Annotated in this window: 13 protein-coding genes; 8 read left to right on the top strand and 5 right to left on the bottom strand. The window is 64.7% G+C overall.

Going from position 1 to position 16,682, the window contains the following annotated elements; genetic code table 11:
• Nucleotides 1-324: 324 nt before the first annotated feature.
• The 3 genes from BJ122_RS16435 to BJ122_RS16425 all read right to left on the bottom strand — a co-directional run bounded on the left by BJ122_RS16435 (nucleotide 325) and on the right by BJ122_RS16425 (nucleotide 3,517).
• Nucleotides 325-1,677 (bottom strand): hemolysin family protein, encoded by a 1,353-nt coding sequence (locus BJ122_RS16435; protein WP_110782281.1) that lies wholly within the window; start codon nucleotides 1,675-1,677, stop codon nucleotides 325-327.
• A gap of 81 nt (nucleotides 1,678-1,758) precedes the next feature.
• Nucleotides 1,759-2,904, bottom strand: a complete 1,146-nt coding sequence (aroB, locus tag BJ122_RS16430) for a 3-dehydroquinate synthase (protein WP_110782280.1) — start codon at nucleotides 2,902-2,904, stop codon at nucleotides 1,759-1,761.
• A 10-nt stretch (nucleotides 2,905-2,914) separates the two neighbouring features.
• Entirely contained in the window at nucleotides 2,915-3,517 is a 603-nt protein-coding gene (locus BJ122_RS16425; protein ID WP_110782279.1) for a shikimate kinase, read from the bottom strand.
• A gap of 203 nt (nucleotides 3,518-3,720) precedes the next feature.
• Between BJ122_RS16425 and BJ122_RS16420 the strand changes: the two genes are divergently transcribed.
• The 4 genes from BJ122_RS16420 (at nucleotide 3,721) to BJ122_RS16405 (ending at nucleotide 7,665) form a co-directional block, all read left to right on the top strand.
• Nucleotides 3,721-3,867, top strand: a complete 147-nt coding sequence (locus BJ122_RS16420; protein ID WP_103012058.1) for a histidine kinase — start codon at nucleotides 3,721-3,723, stop codon at nucleotides 3,865-3,867.
• 4 nt (nucleotides 3,868-3,871) lie between these two features.
• Nucleotides 3,872-4,840 carry a site-specific tyrosine recombinase XerD gene (gene xerD, locus BJ122_RS16415; RefSeq protein WP_110782278.1) on the top strand — a complete coding sequence of 323 codons (969 nt, stop codon included), beginning with the start codon at nucleotides 3,872-3,874 and terminating at the stop codon, nucleotides 4,838-4,840.
• A gap of 137 nt (nucleotides 4,841-4,977) precedes the next feature.
• On the top strand, nucleotides 4,978-5,943 hold the full coding sequence (locus BJ122_RS16410) for an acetyl-CoA carboxylase carboxyltransferase subunit alpha (protein ID WP_110782277.1): 966 nt from the start codon (nucleotides 4,978-4,980) through the stop codon (nucleotides 5,941-5,943).
• Between the two features lie 258 nt (nucleotides 5,944-6,201).
• Complete coding sequence (locus BJ122_RS16405) at nucleotides 6,202-7,665, top strand: L,D-transpeptidase family protein (RefSeq protein ID WP_110782276.1); 1,464 nt, start codon at nucleotides 6,202-6,204, stop codon at nucleotides 7,663-7,665.
• A gap of 42 nt (nucleotides 7,666-7,707) precedes the next feature.
• Here the strand turns inward: BJ122_RS16405 and BJ122_RS16400 are convergent, their stop codons facing one another.
• Entirely contained in the window at nucleotides 7,708-7,995 is a 288-nt protein-coding gene (locus tag BJ122_RS16400; RefSeq protein ID WP_110782275.1) for a BolA family protein, read from the bottom strand.
• A gap of 104 nt (nucleotides 7,996-8,099) precedes the next feature.
• On the opposite strand from BJ122_RS16400, the gene BJ122_RS16395 reads away from it, so the two are divergent.
• From BJ122_RS16395 to BJ122_RS16380, 4 genes are all read left to right on the top strand, one after another.
• Nucleotides 8,100-8,732, top strand: a complete 633-nt coding sequence (locus tag BJ122_RS16395) for a J domain-containing protein (protein ID WP_110782274.1) — start codon at nucleotides 8,100-8,102, stop codon at nucleotides 8,730-8,732.
• 250 nt (nucleotides 8,733-8,982) lie between these two features.
• Entirely contained in the window at nucleotides 8,983-9,978 is a 996-nt protein-coding gene (gene cobS / locus BJ122_RS16390; protein WP_110782273.1) for a cobaltochelatase subunit CobS, read from the top strand.
• A 239-nt stretch (nucleotides 9,979-10,217) separates the two neighbouring features.
• A complete protein-coding gene (cobT, locus tag BJ122_RS16385; protein WP_110782272.1) occupies nucleotides 10,218-12,119 on the top strand; it encodes a cobaltochelatase subunit CobT in 1,902 nt (633 codons plus the stop codon).
• Complete coding sequence (locus BJ122_RS16380) at nucleotides 12,116-13,204, top strand: esterase-like activity of phytase family protein (protein WP_110782271.1); 1,089 nt, start codon at nucleotides 12,116-12,118, stop codon at nucleotides 13,202-13,204. The genes cobT and BJ122_RS16380 overlap by 4 nt, the downstream gene beginning before the upstream one ends.
• Before the next feature lie 228 nt (nucleotides 13,205-13,432).
• Here the strand turns inward: BJ122_RS16380 and BJ122_RS16375 are convergent, their stop codons facing one another.
• Nucleotides 13,433-16,603, bottom strand: coding sequence for a PAS domain S-box protein (locus tag BJ122_RS16375; RefSeq protein WP_110782270.1), 3,171 nt, complete (start codon nucleotides 16,601-16,603; stop codon nucleotides 13,433-13,435).
• Nucleotides 16,604-16,682: the final 79 nt, after the last annotated feature.

The raw sequence follows: 16,682 nt of genomic DNA, 5'->3' as shown, positions 1-16,682 counted from the left end.
ATGTAATTCCGTTCGATCGTCCGATCAAAGCTGTTGTCACGCATCGAAGCCTCCCTGAAGGGCGGATTCGATCACCGAATTGTTGAACATGCACAGCAATGACGGGAAGGACTTCTGCTTCAGGCGCGACACGTGGCGAATGATCTGTTCGTGGCTTTGCGCCCGAATCCGTTTGTTACCAAAGACTCTCAGTAGTGATCGTCATGCCCGCGCTTGTCGCGGGCATCCACGTCTTGCAGACTTTACAAGATCAAAGTCGTGGATGGCCGGGACGAGCCCGGCCATGACGTGGTGAGATTGGTAGCTGCTGCGAGGTAAGGCCGATCAAGACGCCAGTTTGCGGCGCTGCTCGGCTTTCGCCTTGGCCTTGGCTTCGGTCTGCAGTGAGATGATGCGCAGTGTGGTGATGCGATTGCGCTCGCGGCGCAGCACCCGGAAGCGGAAGCCGTAAAAAGTGAAGATCTGGCCGCGATCGGGGATCGAGCGCGCCTCGTGAATCACCAGGCCCGCGATCGTGGTGGCCTCCTCGTCGGGCAGACTCCAGCCCATCACGCGGTTGAGGTCGCGGATCGGCACGGAGCCATCGACCACCACTGAGCCGTCGGGCTGGCTGCGGACGCCGGCCACCACCACGTCCTGTTCGTCGGCAATGTCGCCGACGATCTCTTCCAAAATGTCCTCGAGCGTGACCAGCCCTTCCACTTCGCCATACTCATCGACCACCAGCGCGAAGTGTGTCTTGCGGTTGCGGAACGCGCGCAGCTGATCGGACAGCGGCCGCATTTCCGGCACGAACCACGGCGTCAGCGCGATGCCGGCGACGTCGATATGGCTGGTGTCGCCATTGGCCTGGCGGATGGCGCGCAGCAGATCCTTGGCATGCAGCACGCCGACGATGTTTTCCGGCTTGTCGCGCCACAGCGGAATCCGGGTGTACTCGGTTGCCAACACCTCGCGCACCAGTTCTTCGGAAGGCAAATCGGCGTTCAGCATCACCATCGCGGTGCGGTGGACCATGACGTCCGACACCACCAGATCGCCGAACCGGAACACGTTCTGAATATATTCGGCCTCGCCGCTCTCGATCATGCCGTGCTCGGCCGATTCGCCGACCAGCCCTTCGATCTCGGTGTCGGTGAGAATCTCGTGCTCGGAATTTTCTTCGACGCCGAGCAGCCGCAGGATCGCGCGCGACGCCTGGTTCAGCAGCCAGTTCAGCGGATAGAGCACGATGAACGACAGGTGCAGCGGATAGGCGATCCATTGCGACACCGGCTCCGGCTGGCGGATCGCCAGCGTCTTTGGCACCTGCTCGCCGATCACGATATGCAGCGAGGAGAAGAACAGAAAGCCGCCCAGGAACGACACGAATTGCAGCGCGGCGTTCGACATGCCGAGCGGCACCAGCAGCGGCTCCAGCAGCGCCGACACGGTCGGCTCGCCAACCCAGCCGAGCCCGAGCGAGGCCATGGTGATGCCGAGCTGGCAGCACGCCAGATAGGCTTCGAGATTGCCCATGATCTGCTGCAGCAGCCGCGCGCCGAAGCGGTTCTTCTCGGCCATGGCCTTGATGCGGAAGCCGCGGCTTTTCACCAACGCGAATTCAGCGGCGACGTAGAAGGCGTTGGCTGCCAGCAGCAGCACAGCGATCAAAACACTGGTGGTGGTCGAACTCATCTTGCTCCGGCGGTTGAACTTGGCCGCCCGATCGCCGTCGGCGCAGCCGACTTGGGATCGGGGCTGCGCCTCAAATCGATTTTATCGTTCCGACAATTTACGCTGCAAAAAGTCACGCACCGGCGCGGGATCGACGTCATTGGTAATCACCGCGCGGCCAATCGCTTCCATCAGGATGAAGGTCAGCCGGCCGCGCTTCACTTTCTTGTCCTGGGTCATCAGCGTCAGCAGCGCATCGGCATCGGCCAGGCCCTCCTGGGCGAAGCCGCCGATGTCCTGCATCCTGGTCGGCAAGCCGGCCGCGGCGAGGTGCTTCGCCAGCCGCGCCGCGTCGCTCGCCGGCATCATGCCGCGCTCGGCGGAAAACTCCGCGGCCAGCACCATGCCGATCGCGACGCCTTCGCCATGGAACAGCCGGTCGGAAAAGCCGGTGGCCGCTTCCAGCGCGTGGCCAAAGGTGTGGCCGAGATTGAGCAGCGCGCGCTCGCCGGTCTCGCGCTCGTCGCGCGCCACGATGCCGGCCTTGGCGCGGCAGGAAGTGGCGATCGCGTGTTCGCGGGCGCTGCCGCCATGCGCGATCTCGGCGTGGTTGGCTTCCAGCCAGGCGAAGAACGCTGGATCGCCGAGCGCGCCATATTTCACCACCTCGGCATAGCCGGCGCGGAATTGGCGCGGCGACAGCGTGTCGAGCGCGGCGGTGTCGGCGATCACCAGCACCGGCTGATGAAACACGCCGACCAGATTCTTGCCGTGCGGCGAGTTGATGCCGGTCTTGCCGCCCACCGAGGAATCGACCTGCGCCAAGAGCGAGGTCGGCACCTGCACGAAATCGAGCCCGCGCCGCACCAACGCTGAGGAAAAGCCGGCGAGGTCGCCAATCACGCCGCCGCCGAGCGCGATCACCAGATCGTTGCGTTCGATCTTGGCGGCGATCAGCGCTTCGCAGACCTGCTGTAGCCCGGCATAGCTTTTGGAACTCTCGCCGGGTTCGACCACGATGCAGGCATGGGCGATGCCGGCTTGGTCGAGCGCCGCTTCGGCGCGCGGCAGCCACTGCGCGGCGACGTTGCGGTCGGTGACGATCGCGGTGCGGGCGCCGGGCCGCAGCGCGGCGATGCGCTGCCCGAGCGTGTCGATGCCGCCGCGGCCGATCACGATGTCATAGCTGCGCTCGCCGAGGGCGACCTGCACCGTGATGGGAGCGGAAGAAGGCAACGGTGCGGTCATCGGTACGCGCTCATGGCTGGTGTTGCGGGTCGTGACATAAATAGCCGTGTAGCGCCTCGACGCATTCCTGCACGATCTTGTCGTGCGGCACGTCGCGCGAGGCGATGGTGATGTCGGCGGTCTGGTAGGTCGGGTGACGCTCGTCGATCAGCCGGGCGATGGTGCCCGCCGGATCCGGGGTTTTCAGCAGCGGCCGGTCGGCGCGGCGCTTCACCCGGCGCAGAATCACGTCGGCATCGGCCTGCAGCCACAGCGACACGCCCTGGGCGGCGATCCGCTGCCGGGTTTCGTCGCGCATGAAGGCGCCGCCGCCGGTGGCCAGCACATGGGGGCCACTATCGAGCAGCCGGGCGATCACCCGCGCTTCGCCGTCGCGGAAATGCGGCTCGCCATGGGTCTGGAAAATATCTGGGATCGACATGCCGGCCGCGGCTTCGATCTCGGTGTCGGCATCGACGAACGGCAGATTGAGCCGCACCGCCAGCCGCCGGCCGACCGTGGATTTGCCGGCGCCCATCATGCCCACCAGCACCACCGAGCGCTGTCCGAGCGCGGCGACGATCTCCGCCTCTACAGAGGGGCAGGTCGGGCTGGATGGCGCGCTATCGGACATCAAACATTCCACTTTGCGCCCGGAGCATGGCCTCCGGGGCGCATCGGCCGAAAATACCGCGGTCTGAATGAGCGCGCGGCGCGGTGTCGCGTACCTATACTACCGCGGTTGAGCGCCTTGCCAGAGGCTCTTGCAACCAAGGTGCGAACGTGGTCATCGTCGCTGGCTTCACCCTGCGTTCCACCTCGTTGCCCGAGGCGCCGATGCCCACCCTGTTCCGCTTTCTGACCGTGCTCGCGGTGATCGGCGGCGTGGTGTATGGGACGATTTTCGCCTTGGCCAATTTCGTCGGCCCGCAGACCCGCGATATGTCGGTGACGATCCCGCCCGACCGTTTCCAGAAGCGGTAGCAAAATGCCGCCCGGCAAGGCCAATGATGGCCGCCTGATCGAGCTGTTCCTGGACATGCTGGCGGCCGAGCAGGGCGCCGGCCAAAACACGCTCGACGCCTATCGCAGCGATCTGGAAGACCTCGCCGCGTTTCTAGGCCACGCCCAGACCTCGCTGGCTGGCGCCGATACCCATGTGCTGCGCGCCTATCTGATCGATCTCGATTCGCGCGGCTATAAATCGAGCAGCGTCGCCCGAAAACTGTCGGCGCTGCGCCATCTGTTTCGGTTTCTGCTGGCTGAGCGGATTCGCGCCGATGATCCCGCCGCGATTCTGGCCGGGCCAAAGCGCGGCCGCGGCTTGCCCAAGGTGCTGTCGATCGCCGAGGTCGACCGGCTGCTCACCACCGCCAAGACCATGGCGGACGCGCCGGGCAGCACCGCGCAGCGCATGCGCGCCGCCCGGATCTATTGCCTGCTGGAGGTGCTGTACGCCACCGGGCTGCGGGTGTCCGAGCTGGTGTCGCTGCCGATCGCGGCGGCGCGGCGCGATGCCCGCATGATCGCGGTGCGCGGCAAGGGCAACAAGGAGCGGCTGGTGCCGCTCAACGAATCCGCCAAACAGGCGATGGCGCATTATCTCGCCGCGCTGGCCGCGCATGACGACGGCCGCCAGGGGGAGGCGCCGCGCCGGGCGCCGCCGCCGAAATGGCTGTTTCCCTCGTCCGGGGACAGCGGTCACCTCACCCGTCAGCATTTTGCCCGCGAGCTCAAGGAGTTGGCGGTGGCGGCCGGGCTGTCGCCGCGCCTGATCAGCCCGCACGTGCTGCGTCACGCCTTTGCCAGTCATCTGCTGCATAACGGCGCCGATTTGCGCATTGTGCAGACCCTGCTCGGCCACACCGACATCTCCACCACGCAAATCTATACCCATGTGGTCGAGGAGCGGCTGAAAAGCCTGGTGCGCGATCTGCATCCTTTGGCCGAGAAATAGCGTCATTTCGGGCGATTTTGCCCGTTCTTTCCGCCGGCTCATTTGAATTGCCGCAGTCGCTTGACTTGATGCGACATTTGGCCTGAAAAGCCGCGGTCGCCGCTTCCGGCCCTTTGCCGCAACTCCCCGAAAAGCCCATGCCCGATCCGATGCGCAGCTACCTCGATTTTGAAAAGCCCGTTGCGGAACTCGATTCCAAGATCGACGAGCTGCGTGCGTTGGCCGATGCCGGCAGCAATATTGGCGAAGAGATCGCCAAGATCGAGGAAAAGGCGCAGCAGGCGCTCACCGAACTCTATGCCGCGCTGACGCCCTGGCAGAAAACCCAGGTGGCGCGCCATCCGCAGCGGCCGCACTGCGTCGACTACATTCAGGGGCTGATCACCGAATTCACGCCGCTGGCCGGCGACCGCAAATTCGGCGAAGACGAAGCGCTGATCGCCGGTTTCGGCCGGTTCCGCGGCGAAAGCGTCTGCGTGCTCGGCCAGGAAAAGGGGTTTTCCACCGAGACCCGGCTCAAGCACAATTTCGGCATGGCCCGGCCGGAAGGCTATCGCAAGGCGGTGCGGCTGATGGAAATGGCCGACCGCTTCGGCATTCCGGTGCTGTCGCTGGTCGATACCGCTGGCGCCTATCCCGGCATCGGCGCCGAGGAGCGCGGCCAAGCCGAGGCGATTGCCCGTTCGACCGATGCCTGCCTGCAGCTCGGCGTCATCAATGTCGCCGTGGTGATCGGCGAGGGTGGTTCGGGCGGCGCGATCGCGATCGCCACCGCCAACAAGGTCTTGATGCTCGAACACGCGATTTACAGCGTGATCTCGCCGGAAGCGGCGTCCTCGATCCTGTGGCGCGATTCCGCCAAGGCGCAGGAAGCGGCCACCAGCATGAAGATCACCGCGCAGGACCTGATGAAGTTCGGCATCATCGATCAGATTTTGCCGGAGCCGCGCGGCGGTGCGCATCGTGATCCGGCGATCATGATCACTAAGGCTGGCGACGCGATCGCCAAGGCGTTCGACGATCTGCGCGGCCTCGATGCCGACGAAATCCGCGAGCAGCGCCGCCAGAAGTTCCTGGAAATCGGCCGCAAGCTCGGCGCGTAGCGCGCCGCGCCGCACCCGTATGGCGTGCGGCGCAACGGGGCGCCGTTGCCGCGCTGATCGTGGCTTTTTGACGGCGTTACTTGCTGATTCTGCTCAATAAAAATCTTTAGCTTCTGTTCACCATGGCCGCGCCGGAGCGGGGCCGTGCGGCGGCGTTCAGCTTGCGAGCCATACGGCTTAAGGATAATAATTACTCACCGGCGGCGCATAGAGACGCTTCAATTTGCCTCGGCGTCCCCCTTCGGCTGGAGCTTCACATTGCAGGATCGTCCGCTCGTTCGCGCGTTGCTCACCTCGGTCGTGCTCGCGACCGCAGGCGTGCTCGCTGGCTGCAACAGCGATGAGCTGTCGCTGGCCCGAAACGCCAGGGCGAATAAGCCCATTCCCGAAAAGCTGGTCGCCGAGATGCAGTCCAAGAACATGGACCCGCAATCGCCGATGCTGGTTCGGCTGTTTAAGCAGGAAGCCGAGCTGGAGGTTTGGAAACAGACCCGCGACGGGCAATACGCGCTGCTGAAAACCTATCCGATCTGCCGCTGGTCCGGCGATCTTGGCCCGAAGGTGCGTGAAGGCGATCGTCAGGCGCCGGAAGGATTCTATTCGATCACGCCGGGTCAGATGAACCCGCAGTCGTCGTACTATCTGTCGTTCAACATCGGTTATCCGAATGCGTTCGACCGGGCGCTCGGCCGCACCGGTTCGCAGCTGATGGTGCATGGCGATTGTTCGTCGCGCGGTTGCTACGCGATGACCGACGAGCAGATTTCCGAAATCTATTCGCTCGGCCGCGAATCGTTCTTCGGCGGACAGCGCGCCTTCCAGGTGCAGGCCTATCCGTTCAAGATGACGCCGCTCAACATGGCGCGGCATCGCAACAATCCGAACATGCCGTTCTGGAAGATGATCAAGGAAGGCTATGATCACTTCCAGGTGACGCGCCAGGAGCCGAAGGTCGAGGTCTGCGAGGGCCGCTACGTGTTCAATCCGGCGCCGCCGCCCGGTTCCAACAAATCGCTGACCTTCAATGCCACCGCGAAGTGTCCGACCTATGTGGTGCCTGAGGACATTGCCCAGGCGGTGCGCCAGAAGCAGCACGACGACGAGGTCAAGGTTGCGGACCTGATCGCCAAGGGCACGCCGGTGGCGCAGCGCCGTCCTGATATCGACGGCGGCATGCATAAGGTGTTTGCCTCGAAGATTCCCGATGCGGCGACCGGGCTGTCCGATCCCGACAGCTCAAGCGTCGAAAGCTCGGCGTTCGGCCGCGCGCCGGGCACCATTCCCTCGCACGTCAATCCGCCCAAGGCGGTGGCTTCGCTGGCGCCGGCGCCGGCTGCGATCAATGACGAGCCGTCTGCGGCCGCGAGCGTTGCACTGCCTGGTCCGCGCGTCGCCAATGCGCCGTCGAGCGAGCGCAATTTCCTCAGCAGCCTGGCGCAGCGCGGCAGCGGCACCGATACCACGGCCTCGACGCCGTCGCCCAAGCCGAAGCCGGCAGCAGCCCATCCGGCTGTTGCCAAGCCGGCGGAGACGCCGCGTTCGGTGGTGGCCACGGCCAACGCTAAGCCTGCGGTGCATAAGCCTGCGGACCCGCCGCATGTTGCCACCGTCAAGCCAGCGCCGAAGAACAACGCCGCTGCCACCGCAACCGGCGGCACGCTGTCAGGCGCTGCGCCGGTGGTGTCGGGCTCGTTTGAAAGCCGGTTCTCGGCGATGCGCTGATCCGGATGCGCGGCTGATGCCGCGCGGCTTCGGAACGCAGAGTTAGTTGGAACTCTCGATCTCGATCTCGCTCGGCGCTTGCGCTTTGATTGCCAAAGCGTGAAGACGCCCTGCGAATTCGTCTGCCAGCAGCGCGTTGATCATGCGGTGACGCTCGACGCGGCTCTTGCTCTCGAACGCCTGCGACACGATGTTGATGCGGAAATGCGTCTCGCCGCCGTGCCTGTGTCCGCGGTGGCCCTCGTGCAAATGGGATTCGTCAATCACCTCGAGACGACGGGGCGCGAACGCTTCGTTCAGCTTCCTGGTCATATCGTCCTTGGCGCCCATTGAGCTTCGCCTCTGCTGTTTGTTCGTTGTTGCGTATCAACCTGTCGGGTATTTGCAATGTCAAGACTTGAAGCATTTCGCGCGGCGTTGTCATAGTCCGCGCCATGCCGATCGATTCATCGAAATTCTTCGACAGCATCCGCATCAAGCCGAGAAAAGCCGCGACGCCGCGGCAGGGCCGCGTGCGTGAGGAAGCTGTCGACTGCCAATGGCCGGGCTGTACCGCGCGCGGCTCGCATCGCGCGCCGAAAGGGCGCGGGCTCGAGAAACAGTACTGGCACTTCTGCCTGAACCATGTGCGCGAATACAACCAGAGCTACAACTTCTTCCAGGGCATGGAGCCCGATGCGGTAGCGCGGTTCCAGAAAGATGCGCTCACCGGGCATCGCCCGACCTGGCGGATGGGGGCCAATACCGGGCCGCGCAGCCAATCGACTGCGGATGTCAACGAGGCATTCGATCCGCTCGGCATGTTCAGCGAAATGAACGGCCGCACCTCGTCGCGCCCTGGGCCCGAAGCCCGCGCCGAAGAACGCAAGGTGCTGAATGCCGAGCGCAAGGCGCTGCAGGTGATGGGACTGGAAGCCGGCGCCACGCTGGAAACGGTCAAGGCCAAATACAAGACCCTGGTGAAGCTGCATCATCCCGACGCCAATGGCGGCGACCGCTCCACCGAAGACCGCCTGATCGAGATCATCAAGGCTTACAATTATTTGAAAACGGTGGTGCGCGCCTAAGCGGCACCGCCGCCGGTTCGAGCCATGCGCCTGCGGGTGCCGCGCTGGGCTGATGGCGATCATCCGAAGTGATTCGCTTCTGCCGCCTGGCGAAAAACGTCGCTGCCGCCTATCTTAATGAAATCACATTGGAACTTTGTGGGGTGACGGGCTTCTTCCGGCCGCGGCTCTCTGCTAGGTTCGCAAAACGCACTCAACCGTAGCTAAATGCAAGTCCGGTCCGGGGTGTGCCCTGGGCCACGGAGGATTGATGACCGCCGCCATGACCAATACGCAGGAGTCCGTCGGCCTGCCCGATATGAAAGTGTCGGTTCGCCAGGTCTTCGGTATCGATAGTGACCTTGAAGTTCCGGCTTATTCCGAGGCTGATCCGCATGTGCCGGACGTCGATCCGGATTATCGCTTTGACCGTGCCACCACGCTCGCCATTCTCGCCGGCTTTGCCCGCAATCGCCGTGTGATGGTCACCGGCTATCACGGCACCGGCAAATCGACCCATATCGAGCAGGTTGCGGCTCGGCTCAATTGGCCCTGCGTGCGCGTCAATCTCGACAGCCACATCAGCCGTATCGACCTGGTCGGCAAGGACGCCATCGTGGTGCGCGAAGGCAAGCAGGTCACCGAGTTTCGTGACGGCATTCTGCCCTGGGCTCTGCAGCACAATGTGGCGCTGGTGTTCGACGAATATGACGCCGGCCGTCCGGACGTGATGTTTGTCATTCAGCGCGTGCTGGAAATCTCTGGCCGGCTGACGCTGCTCGATCAGAACAAGGTGATCAAGCCGCATCCGGCGTTCCGCCTGTTCGCGACCGCCAACACCATCGGCCTTGGCGATACGTCGGGCCTCTATCACGGCACCCAGCAGATCAACCAGGGCCAGATGGACCGCTGGTCGATCGTCACCACGCTGAACTACCTGCCGCATGACAACGAGGTCGAGATCGTGCTCGCCAAGGCGGTGCATTATCGCAACCCGCAGGGCCGCGACACCGTCAGCAAGATGGTGCGGCTCGCCGATCTGACCCGTAACGCCTTCGCCAATGGCGATCTGTCGACGGTGATGAGCCCGCGGACCGTGATCACCTGGGCCGAGAACTCGGAGATCTTCGGGGACATCGGCTTTGCGTTCCGCGTCACCTTCCTCAACAAGTGTGACGAGCTGGAGCGGCCGCTGGTGGCCGAGTTCTATCAGCGTTGCTTCAACGCGGAACTGCCGGAGAGCGCGGTCAATATCGCGCTGAGCTGAGCTTTCCCTAACTGACCAGGGAGCGCTCGTGACCGCTGTTCGCCCGCGTGGCGAGCGGCGGCTTGAGCACCCGGAGCGGCGCATCGCGCCGTCCGGGCCAGCTCCGCGGAGGCCGGGGTGGGATTCGGGCACGGCCCTGGCTGGTGCCTGCCGCTCCGGTTTCGCTGCGCTACGCCGGGCCACTCTCCCCTTGCAGGGGGAGGGGCAAGAGGACCGAGGCTGAGAGGTTCGACGCTGCGATGACCACGTCCAATATCAAGTTCAAGGGCAACTCGCGCGAGGCTCCGACCGAGCCGTTCAAGCGCGCGGTGGCCTCCTGTCTGCGCGCCGTTGCCAATGTGCCGGAGCTTGACGTCACTTTCGCCGCCGAGCGCCCGGGCCTCAGCCCGGGCAAGGCGCGGCTGCCGGAGCCGGCGCGCAAGCTGACCAAGCGCGACGCCGCCGTGGTGCGCGGCCACGCCGACTCCATTGCGCTCAAACTCGCCTGTCACGATCCCAAGCTGCATCGCAAGCTGATGCCCGGCAATCCGCAGGCGCGCGGCGTGTTCGAGGCGGTCGAGCAGGCGCGTGTCGAAGCGCTCGGCGCGCGGCGCATGCCGGGTGTGGCCGACAATCTGTCGGCGATGCTCGACGATCATTTCCACCGCGGCAAATTCGACGAAATCACCGACCGTGCCGATGCGCCGCTCGCCGATGCCTTGGCAATGCTGGTGCGCGAGCGTTTGACCGGGCTCGCGCCGCCGGCCGCGGCACGCAAACTGGTCGATCTGTGGCGCCCGGTGCTGGAAACCAAGATCGGGCCGCGGCTCGATCTGCTGGAGCGCTTTGCCGAGGATCAGAACCGCTTTGGCGATGCGATCCACGATCTGTTGGTGGCGCTCGAACTCGGCGAGGATCGCGATTCCGAATCCGAGGAAGAGGACAAGCAGGACGACAACCCGCAGGGCGAGAGCGATCAGTCCGGCGGCGAGGGTAAGCCCGATAGCGAAACCTCGCAGGAGCAGAGCGCCGACCAGGCCGAAGCCAGCTCTGAAGAAGTGTCCGACAGTTCGATGGACGCCGCGCAGAGCACCATGAGCGACGCCTATGACGACGGCGAGCTCGGCGACGACGAAATGCCCGGCGAAACCACGCGGCCCGGCTCCCGCGGCCAGAACGAGCCGCGCGGGCCGGAATATCACGCCTTTGCGCCGAAATTCGACGAGGAAGTCTCTGCCGAAGACCTGTGTGACGGTGAGGAGCTGGAGCGGCTGCGCGCCTATCTCGACAAGCAGCTCGCCCATCTGCAGGGCATCGTCGCGCGCCTGGCCAACCGGCTGCAGCGCCGGCTGATGGCGCAGCAGAACCGTGCCTGGGACTTCGATCTGGAAGAAGGCATTTTGGACCCGGCGCGGCTGTCGCGCGTGGTCACCGACCCGTTCCATCCGCTGTCGTTCATGCACGAGAAGGAAGCCACCTTCCGCGACACCGTGGTGACGCTGCTGCTCGACAATTCCGGCTCGATGCGCGGCCGGCCGATCACGGTGGCGGCGACCTGCGCCGACATTCTGGCGCGCACGCTGGAGCGCTGCGGCGTCAAGGTCGAGATCCTCGGCTTCACCACGCGCGCCTGGAAGGGCGGGCAATCGCGCGAGGCCTGGCTCGCCGCCGGCAAGCCGGCCAATCCGGGCCGGCTCAACGATCTGCGCCACATCGTCTACAAGGCGGCCGATGCGCCCTGGCGGCGCTCGCGCCGCAATCTCGGCCTGATGATGCGCGAGGGCCTGCTCAAGGAGAACATCGACGGCGAGGCGCTCGATTGGGCGCATAAGCGCCTGCTGGCGCGCCCCGAGCAGCGCAAGATCCTGATGATGATCTCGGACGGCGCCCCGGTGGATGACTCCACGCTGTCGGTCAACCCCGGCAATTATCTCGAGCGCCATCTGCGCCATGTGATCGAGGACATCGAGACCCGCTCGCCGGTGGAGCTGATCGCGATCGGCATCGGCCACGACGTCACCCGCTACTATCGGCGCGCGGTGACGATCGTCGATGCCGAGGAACTCGGCGGCGCGATCACTGAAAAGCTCGCCGAGCTGTTCAGCGAGACCCACGCGCCGACGGCGCAGCCCGCGCCGCGTCGCCGGCGACTGCATTCGTGAGCCTCGGCGGCGCCAGCACCCGCCGCGGTTTTCTGGCCGCGGCGGCGTCGATCAGCGCCGCTGCCGGTCTGTCGCTGCTCTCGCCCGCAGCGCAAGCCCAGCTCGGCGTGCAATCACGCCCGCCGCAGCCCGCCGCCGCGGAGCTGCCCGCGGAGCGGCGCGTCGCGATCGAGGTTCATGCGCGGCCGCTGACCTCCTTCGATCTGCGCGACCGGGCGCGCACCCGCTTTGGCGCGCTCCAGTTCCGTAGCGGCCTGGTGCTGACCTCTTCGTTCCGTGGTTTCGGCGGCCTGTCGGCGCTGCGGCTCGACAGCGCCGGCGAGCGTTTTGTGGCGATCAGCGACAAGGCCACCTGGTTCACCGGCAAGATCGTCTATCGCGGCCGCGATATGGTCGGGCTCGCGGATGTTGAAGCCGCCCCGGTGCTCGGCCCCGATGGCCGCTCGATCATGGCGTCGCGGCGCTGGTACGACACCGAGGCGCTGGCCGTTGATGGCGGCACGGCCTATATCGGCCTCGAGCGCGTGCATCAGATTCTGAAATATGATTTCGGCCGCGACGGCGTGCTGGCGCGCGGCGAAGTGCTGGCGGTGCCGCCCGCGCTGCGGCGGCTGCCCTCCAACAAGGGCGTGGAAGCGCTGGTGGCGATTCCGAAAGGCGTACGGCTTGGCGGCACGCTGCTGGCGATCTCCGAGCGCGGCCTTGATGCCAATGGCCATATCATCGGCTTCATGCTCGGCGCCCACACCGGCAGTTTCGCGATCCGCCGCAGCGACGATTATGATATCAGCGATGCCGCGCTGCTGCCGGGCGGCGATCTATTGCTGCTGGAGCGGAAATTCTCGCTGTTCAGGGGCGCCGGCATCCGCATTCGCCGGCTGCCGCTCAACAAGCTTGGCCCCGGCGCGCTGCTCGATGGCGATGAGATCTTTAGCGCCGACCTCGGCTATGAGATCGACAATCTCGAAGGCATTGCCGTGCATCGCGATGCCGAGGGCCACACCATCCTGACCCTGGTGTCGGACGATAATTTCTCGATGATCCAGCGCAACCTGCTGCTGCAATTCGCGCTGATCGAGGATTGATTGCGCGGCCCGCGCGCGGTGAACGCCGTGGACATCGATGCCAACTATCCACGCGTCATGGCCGGGCTTGTCCCGGCCATCCACGTTTTTGCTGCTACACGGGCTGTAAGACGTGGATGCCCGCGACAAGCGCGGGCATGACGGGGGTGAAATTGAGGGCGGTTGCTATCAATCGCGGTTGGTATCAAGCGACACGGTGTCCGCCCAGGATCCCCGCAAATCGGATGATCAAGAACTCTGCGCCTCGGCAGCGCGGCGTTCAGTTGGCGCGGCGGTCGCCAGGGCCAGGCGGATCATGCGCGCCAGTTCGCTGCGGCGATACGGCTTGGTGAGCAGCAAAATATCCGGATCGAGCCGGTTGCCGTGGATCACCGCGTTCTCAGAATAGCCCGAAGTGTACAGCACTTTCAGGCCAGGGCGGCGCTTGGCCATCTCGGCGGCGAGCTGCACGCCATTGACCTTGCCCGGCATCACGATGTCGGTGAACAACAGATCGAACGCCTCGCCGCGGTCGCATAGTTCCAGCGCCGCAGCGGCGTTGGCGGCGGAGATCGTGGTGTATCCAAGCGCTTTCAGCTGCGCGGTCACGTAGTTGCGCACCATGGCGTCGTCTTCGACGATCAAAATGGTTTCGTCGCCGCGCAGATCATTGCCCGCGTACGGTTCGTTGGACTGTAATAGCGGCGCTTCGGATTTGGCGCGCGGCAGATAGATCCGGAACGCTGTGCCATGGTCGACCTCGCTATACAGCGTGATGTGACCGCCCGACTGCTTGATGAAGCCATACACCATGCTGAGCCCAAGCCCGGTGCCCTTGCCGACTTCCTTGGTGGTGAAGAACGGATCGAACACCCGCGCCCTGATCGATTCCGGAATGCCGCAGCCGGTATCGGTCACCGTGATCATCACATAAGGACCAGGCTCGCCCTCGCCATAGCGGCGTGCGAAATCCTGGTCGATCATCACATTGCTGGTTTCCAGCGTCAGCGTGCCGCCTTCGGGCATGGCGTCGCGGGCATTGACCGCAAGATTGACCAGCGCGGCTTCGAGCTGGCCGCGGTCCACGAAGATCGGCCAGACGTCGTCGGCCAGCACCTGCTTCAATTCGATATGCTCGCCGAGCGTCGGCCGCAGCAAAATCTGCAATTCGCTGAGCACCAGATTGGGATCGGTCTCGCAGGGTTGCAGCGGCTGCTTGCGGGCGAAGGCGAGCAGATGGCGGGTCAATTCGGCGCCGCGTTCGGCGGCCTCGCTGATCAGCCGGGTGATCGCCGCGCATTCCGGACGGTCGGCCACCGAGGCTGCCAGAATATCGATGGTGCCGGTGATCACCGTCAGCATGTTGTTGAAGTCGTGCGCAATGCCGCCGGTGAGCTGCCCGATCGACTCCATCTTCTGCGCTTGGCGCAGCTGCTGTTCCGCGATGGTCTTGTCGGACAGGTCGCGGAAGAACGCATTCATCACATAGCCGTCGCTGAGCGGCATCGCGGTCATCGCGACTTCCACCAAAATCGCCGAGCCATCGCGGTGATTGGCTTCGACCTCGATCCGGTAGCCGTCGCCGCCATGGTCGATCGATTCGATGAAGCGCCGGTAGCGTTCGGTGACACTGGGTTGCTTGTCGGAGCTGAAGATCAGCTGAGCGAGATTGTGGCCGATCGCCTGGTCGTGCGGCCAGCCGAACAGCGTCTCGGCCTGCGGGCTCCATTCGGTGATGTTGCCGGCCGGATCGATCTGCACGAATGCGTCGAGCGCGGTGTCGATGATGGCGCGCGCCATCCGCTCGCTCTCGCGCAGTTCGCGCTCGGCCTTCTTGGTTAGCGTGACGTCGTGATAAACCATCACCACGCCCTGCAGCACGCCATTGTCGTCGCGTAGCGGCCGGCCATTGGCGATCAGATAGGCACTGCGATCGGTGTCGTGCGGGCGCACCACGAACTCGAAATTCTCAACGGTCTCGCCGCGAAGCGCGCGCAGCAGCGGCGCTTCGTCAAACGGCAGCGGCGTTACGCCGTCCGGATAGAAACGCGCGAAGCTGCGATAGGCCTGCGGATTGCCGATGTCGGTCGGCGTGCCGAACAGTTTGGTGGCGGCGATATTGGCGAGCACCACCCGGCCATTGGCGTCGGTGATCATCACCGGGTCAGCCATGTTGTGAATGGTGTTGTTCAGCATCTCGGCAATGCGGCTGCGCGCGCCGATTTCATCGTTGAGCGCCGAGGTTTTGCGCTGCGCTTCCGCCGTCATGCGCTGCAAAGCCTCGGTCAGCACCGCGATCTCGCTGCTGCCGCCAGGCCGCACCTTGACCAGTTCGCCGCGTTCAAATCCTTCGAGCGCCCGGGTGATCTCCACCAGCGGCCGGCTCAGCGAGCGCGACAGCACGATCGCCATCAAGATCGCGCACAGAATCGCGGTGGCGCCACCGAGCAGCGTGGACGTACTGACCGCGCTACGCACGCTCATCAACACGTCATAGGAACGCGCCTCGATCACCGCGACCCGCGGGCCGTCGGCGAGCCGGGTCCAGGACCAGCCGAGTCCGAACCGTTCGCCGTTGCTATCGGTCATCACCTGGGCGTTGGCCTGTGCGGTGGCCAGCACCGATGCGAATTGCGGAAAATCATCCTGGATACGCCGGCGCTGGCCGCGCTCAAATCCGAACTCCTTGGATTTGTCGGGATGCACCAGATAGTCGCCGTCCTCATTGACGACGTAGAGTTCGCTGTCGCTATCGACGCTGTCGCGAATCCGGGTGATCGCGGCGCGCAGATCGACATTGATGACCAGCACGCCAAAAGTCTTGCCGTCCTCGGTCTGCAGTGGAGCCGCTGCGCGGATCACCGGGGCAGCCCGCGGCGCCAGCCCGTTATCGGTCCGGCCGACCTCGACCTTGGTGATATGCACGCTATTGGGCGGCGTCGCCATGCCTGCCGAGTAGCAGACCTGATCGCCGCGTCCGGTCAGCTCGGCGCGTGGCACGATCCGGATCGTGCCGCTCGGGCCGAGACGGTCGACCCGGATCAGCTCCGTGCCGTCATTGGTCGCGGCGATGATGCGGATCAGTGCATAGTCCGGTTTGGCGGTGAGCTCCGAGGCGAGCTGATTTTCAATCTGAGCCCGCAGTTCAGCGCTGCCGGTTGGGTCTTCGCCATTTGCGGTGAGCTGATCGCCGAGGCTGCGGATTTCGGGGGAGGACTGCAGGCTGAGCGTCTCGGCACGCAGTCCTTTCAGCGAGGCGTTCAGCACCATCGCGGAGACGCGCGAATGGGTCTCCAGCCGGTCAAGGACCCGCGGTAGCAGCAGCGACATGACGTTGTAGTAGGTGAGAGCTGCCAGCACACCCGTGGTCAGCAGCACCAGCACAACCATCGCTAGCGCCATACGGGTGGAAAGCTTCATGGCAAGATCCTGCCATCAGGTGGCTTGAAGATTCCGGCAGGCCTCTGCCCCGAACCTCGTCAAGCTACGCGATTCGCGC

Origin of the sequence: Rhodopseudomonas faecalis (genome assembly GCF_003217325.1) — a bacterium.
In the GTDB taxonomy this organism is placed as follows: Bacteria; Pseudomonadota; Alphaproteobacteria; order Rhizobiales; family Xanthobacteraceae; genus Rhodopseudomonas; species Rhodopseudomonas faecalis.
Note: the sequence above shows the minus strand (reverse complement) of the source record. Positions and strands in the feature narration are given on the sequence as shown.

Coding starts and splice junctions, on each gene's coding strand:
- BJ122_RS16435 (WP_110782281.1), bottom strand. CDS start 1,677: ATGAGTTCGACCACCACCAGTGTTTTGATCGCTGTGCTGCTGCTGGCA.
- aroB (WP_110782280.1), bottom strand. CDS start 2,904: ATGACCGCACCGTTGCCTTCTTCCGCTCCCATCACGGTGCAGGTCGCC.
- BJ122_RS16425 (WP_110782279.1), bottom strand. CDS start 3,517: ATGTCCGATAGCGCGCCATCCAGCCCGACCTGCCCCTCTGTAGAGGCG.
- BJ122_RS16420 (WP_103012058.1), top strand. CDS start 3,721: ATGCCCACCCTGTTCCGCTTTCTGACCGTGCTCGCGGTGATCGGCGGC.
- xerD (WP_110782278.1), top strand. CDS start 3,872: ATGCCGCCCGGCAAGGCCAATGATGGCCGCCTGATCGAGCTGTTCCTG.
- BJ122_RS16410 (WP_110782277.1), top strand. CDS start 4,978: ATGCCCGATCCGATGCGCAGCTACCTCGATTTTGAAAAGCCCGTTGCG.
- BJ122_RS16400 (WP_110782275.1), bottom strand. CDS start 7,995: ATGGGCGCCAAGGACGATATGACCAGGAAGCTGAACGAAGCGTTCGCG.
- BJ122_RS16395 (WP_110782274.1), top strand. CDS start 8,100: ATGCCGATCGATTCATCGAAATTCTTCGACAGCATCCGCATCAAGCCG.
- cobS (WP_110782273.1), top strand. CDS start 8,983: ATGACCGCCGCCATGACCAATACGCAGGAGTCCGTCGGCCTGCCCGAT.
- cobT (WP_110782272.1), top strand. CDS start 10,218: ATGACCACGTCCAATATCAAGTTCAAGGGCAACTCGCGCGAGGCTCCG.
- BJ122_RS16375 (WP_110782270.1), bottom strand. CDS start 16,603: ATGAAGCTTTCCACCCGTATGGCGCTAGCGATGGTTGTGCTGGTGCTG.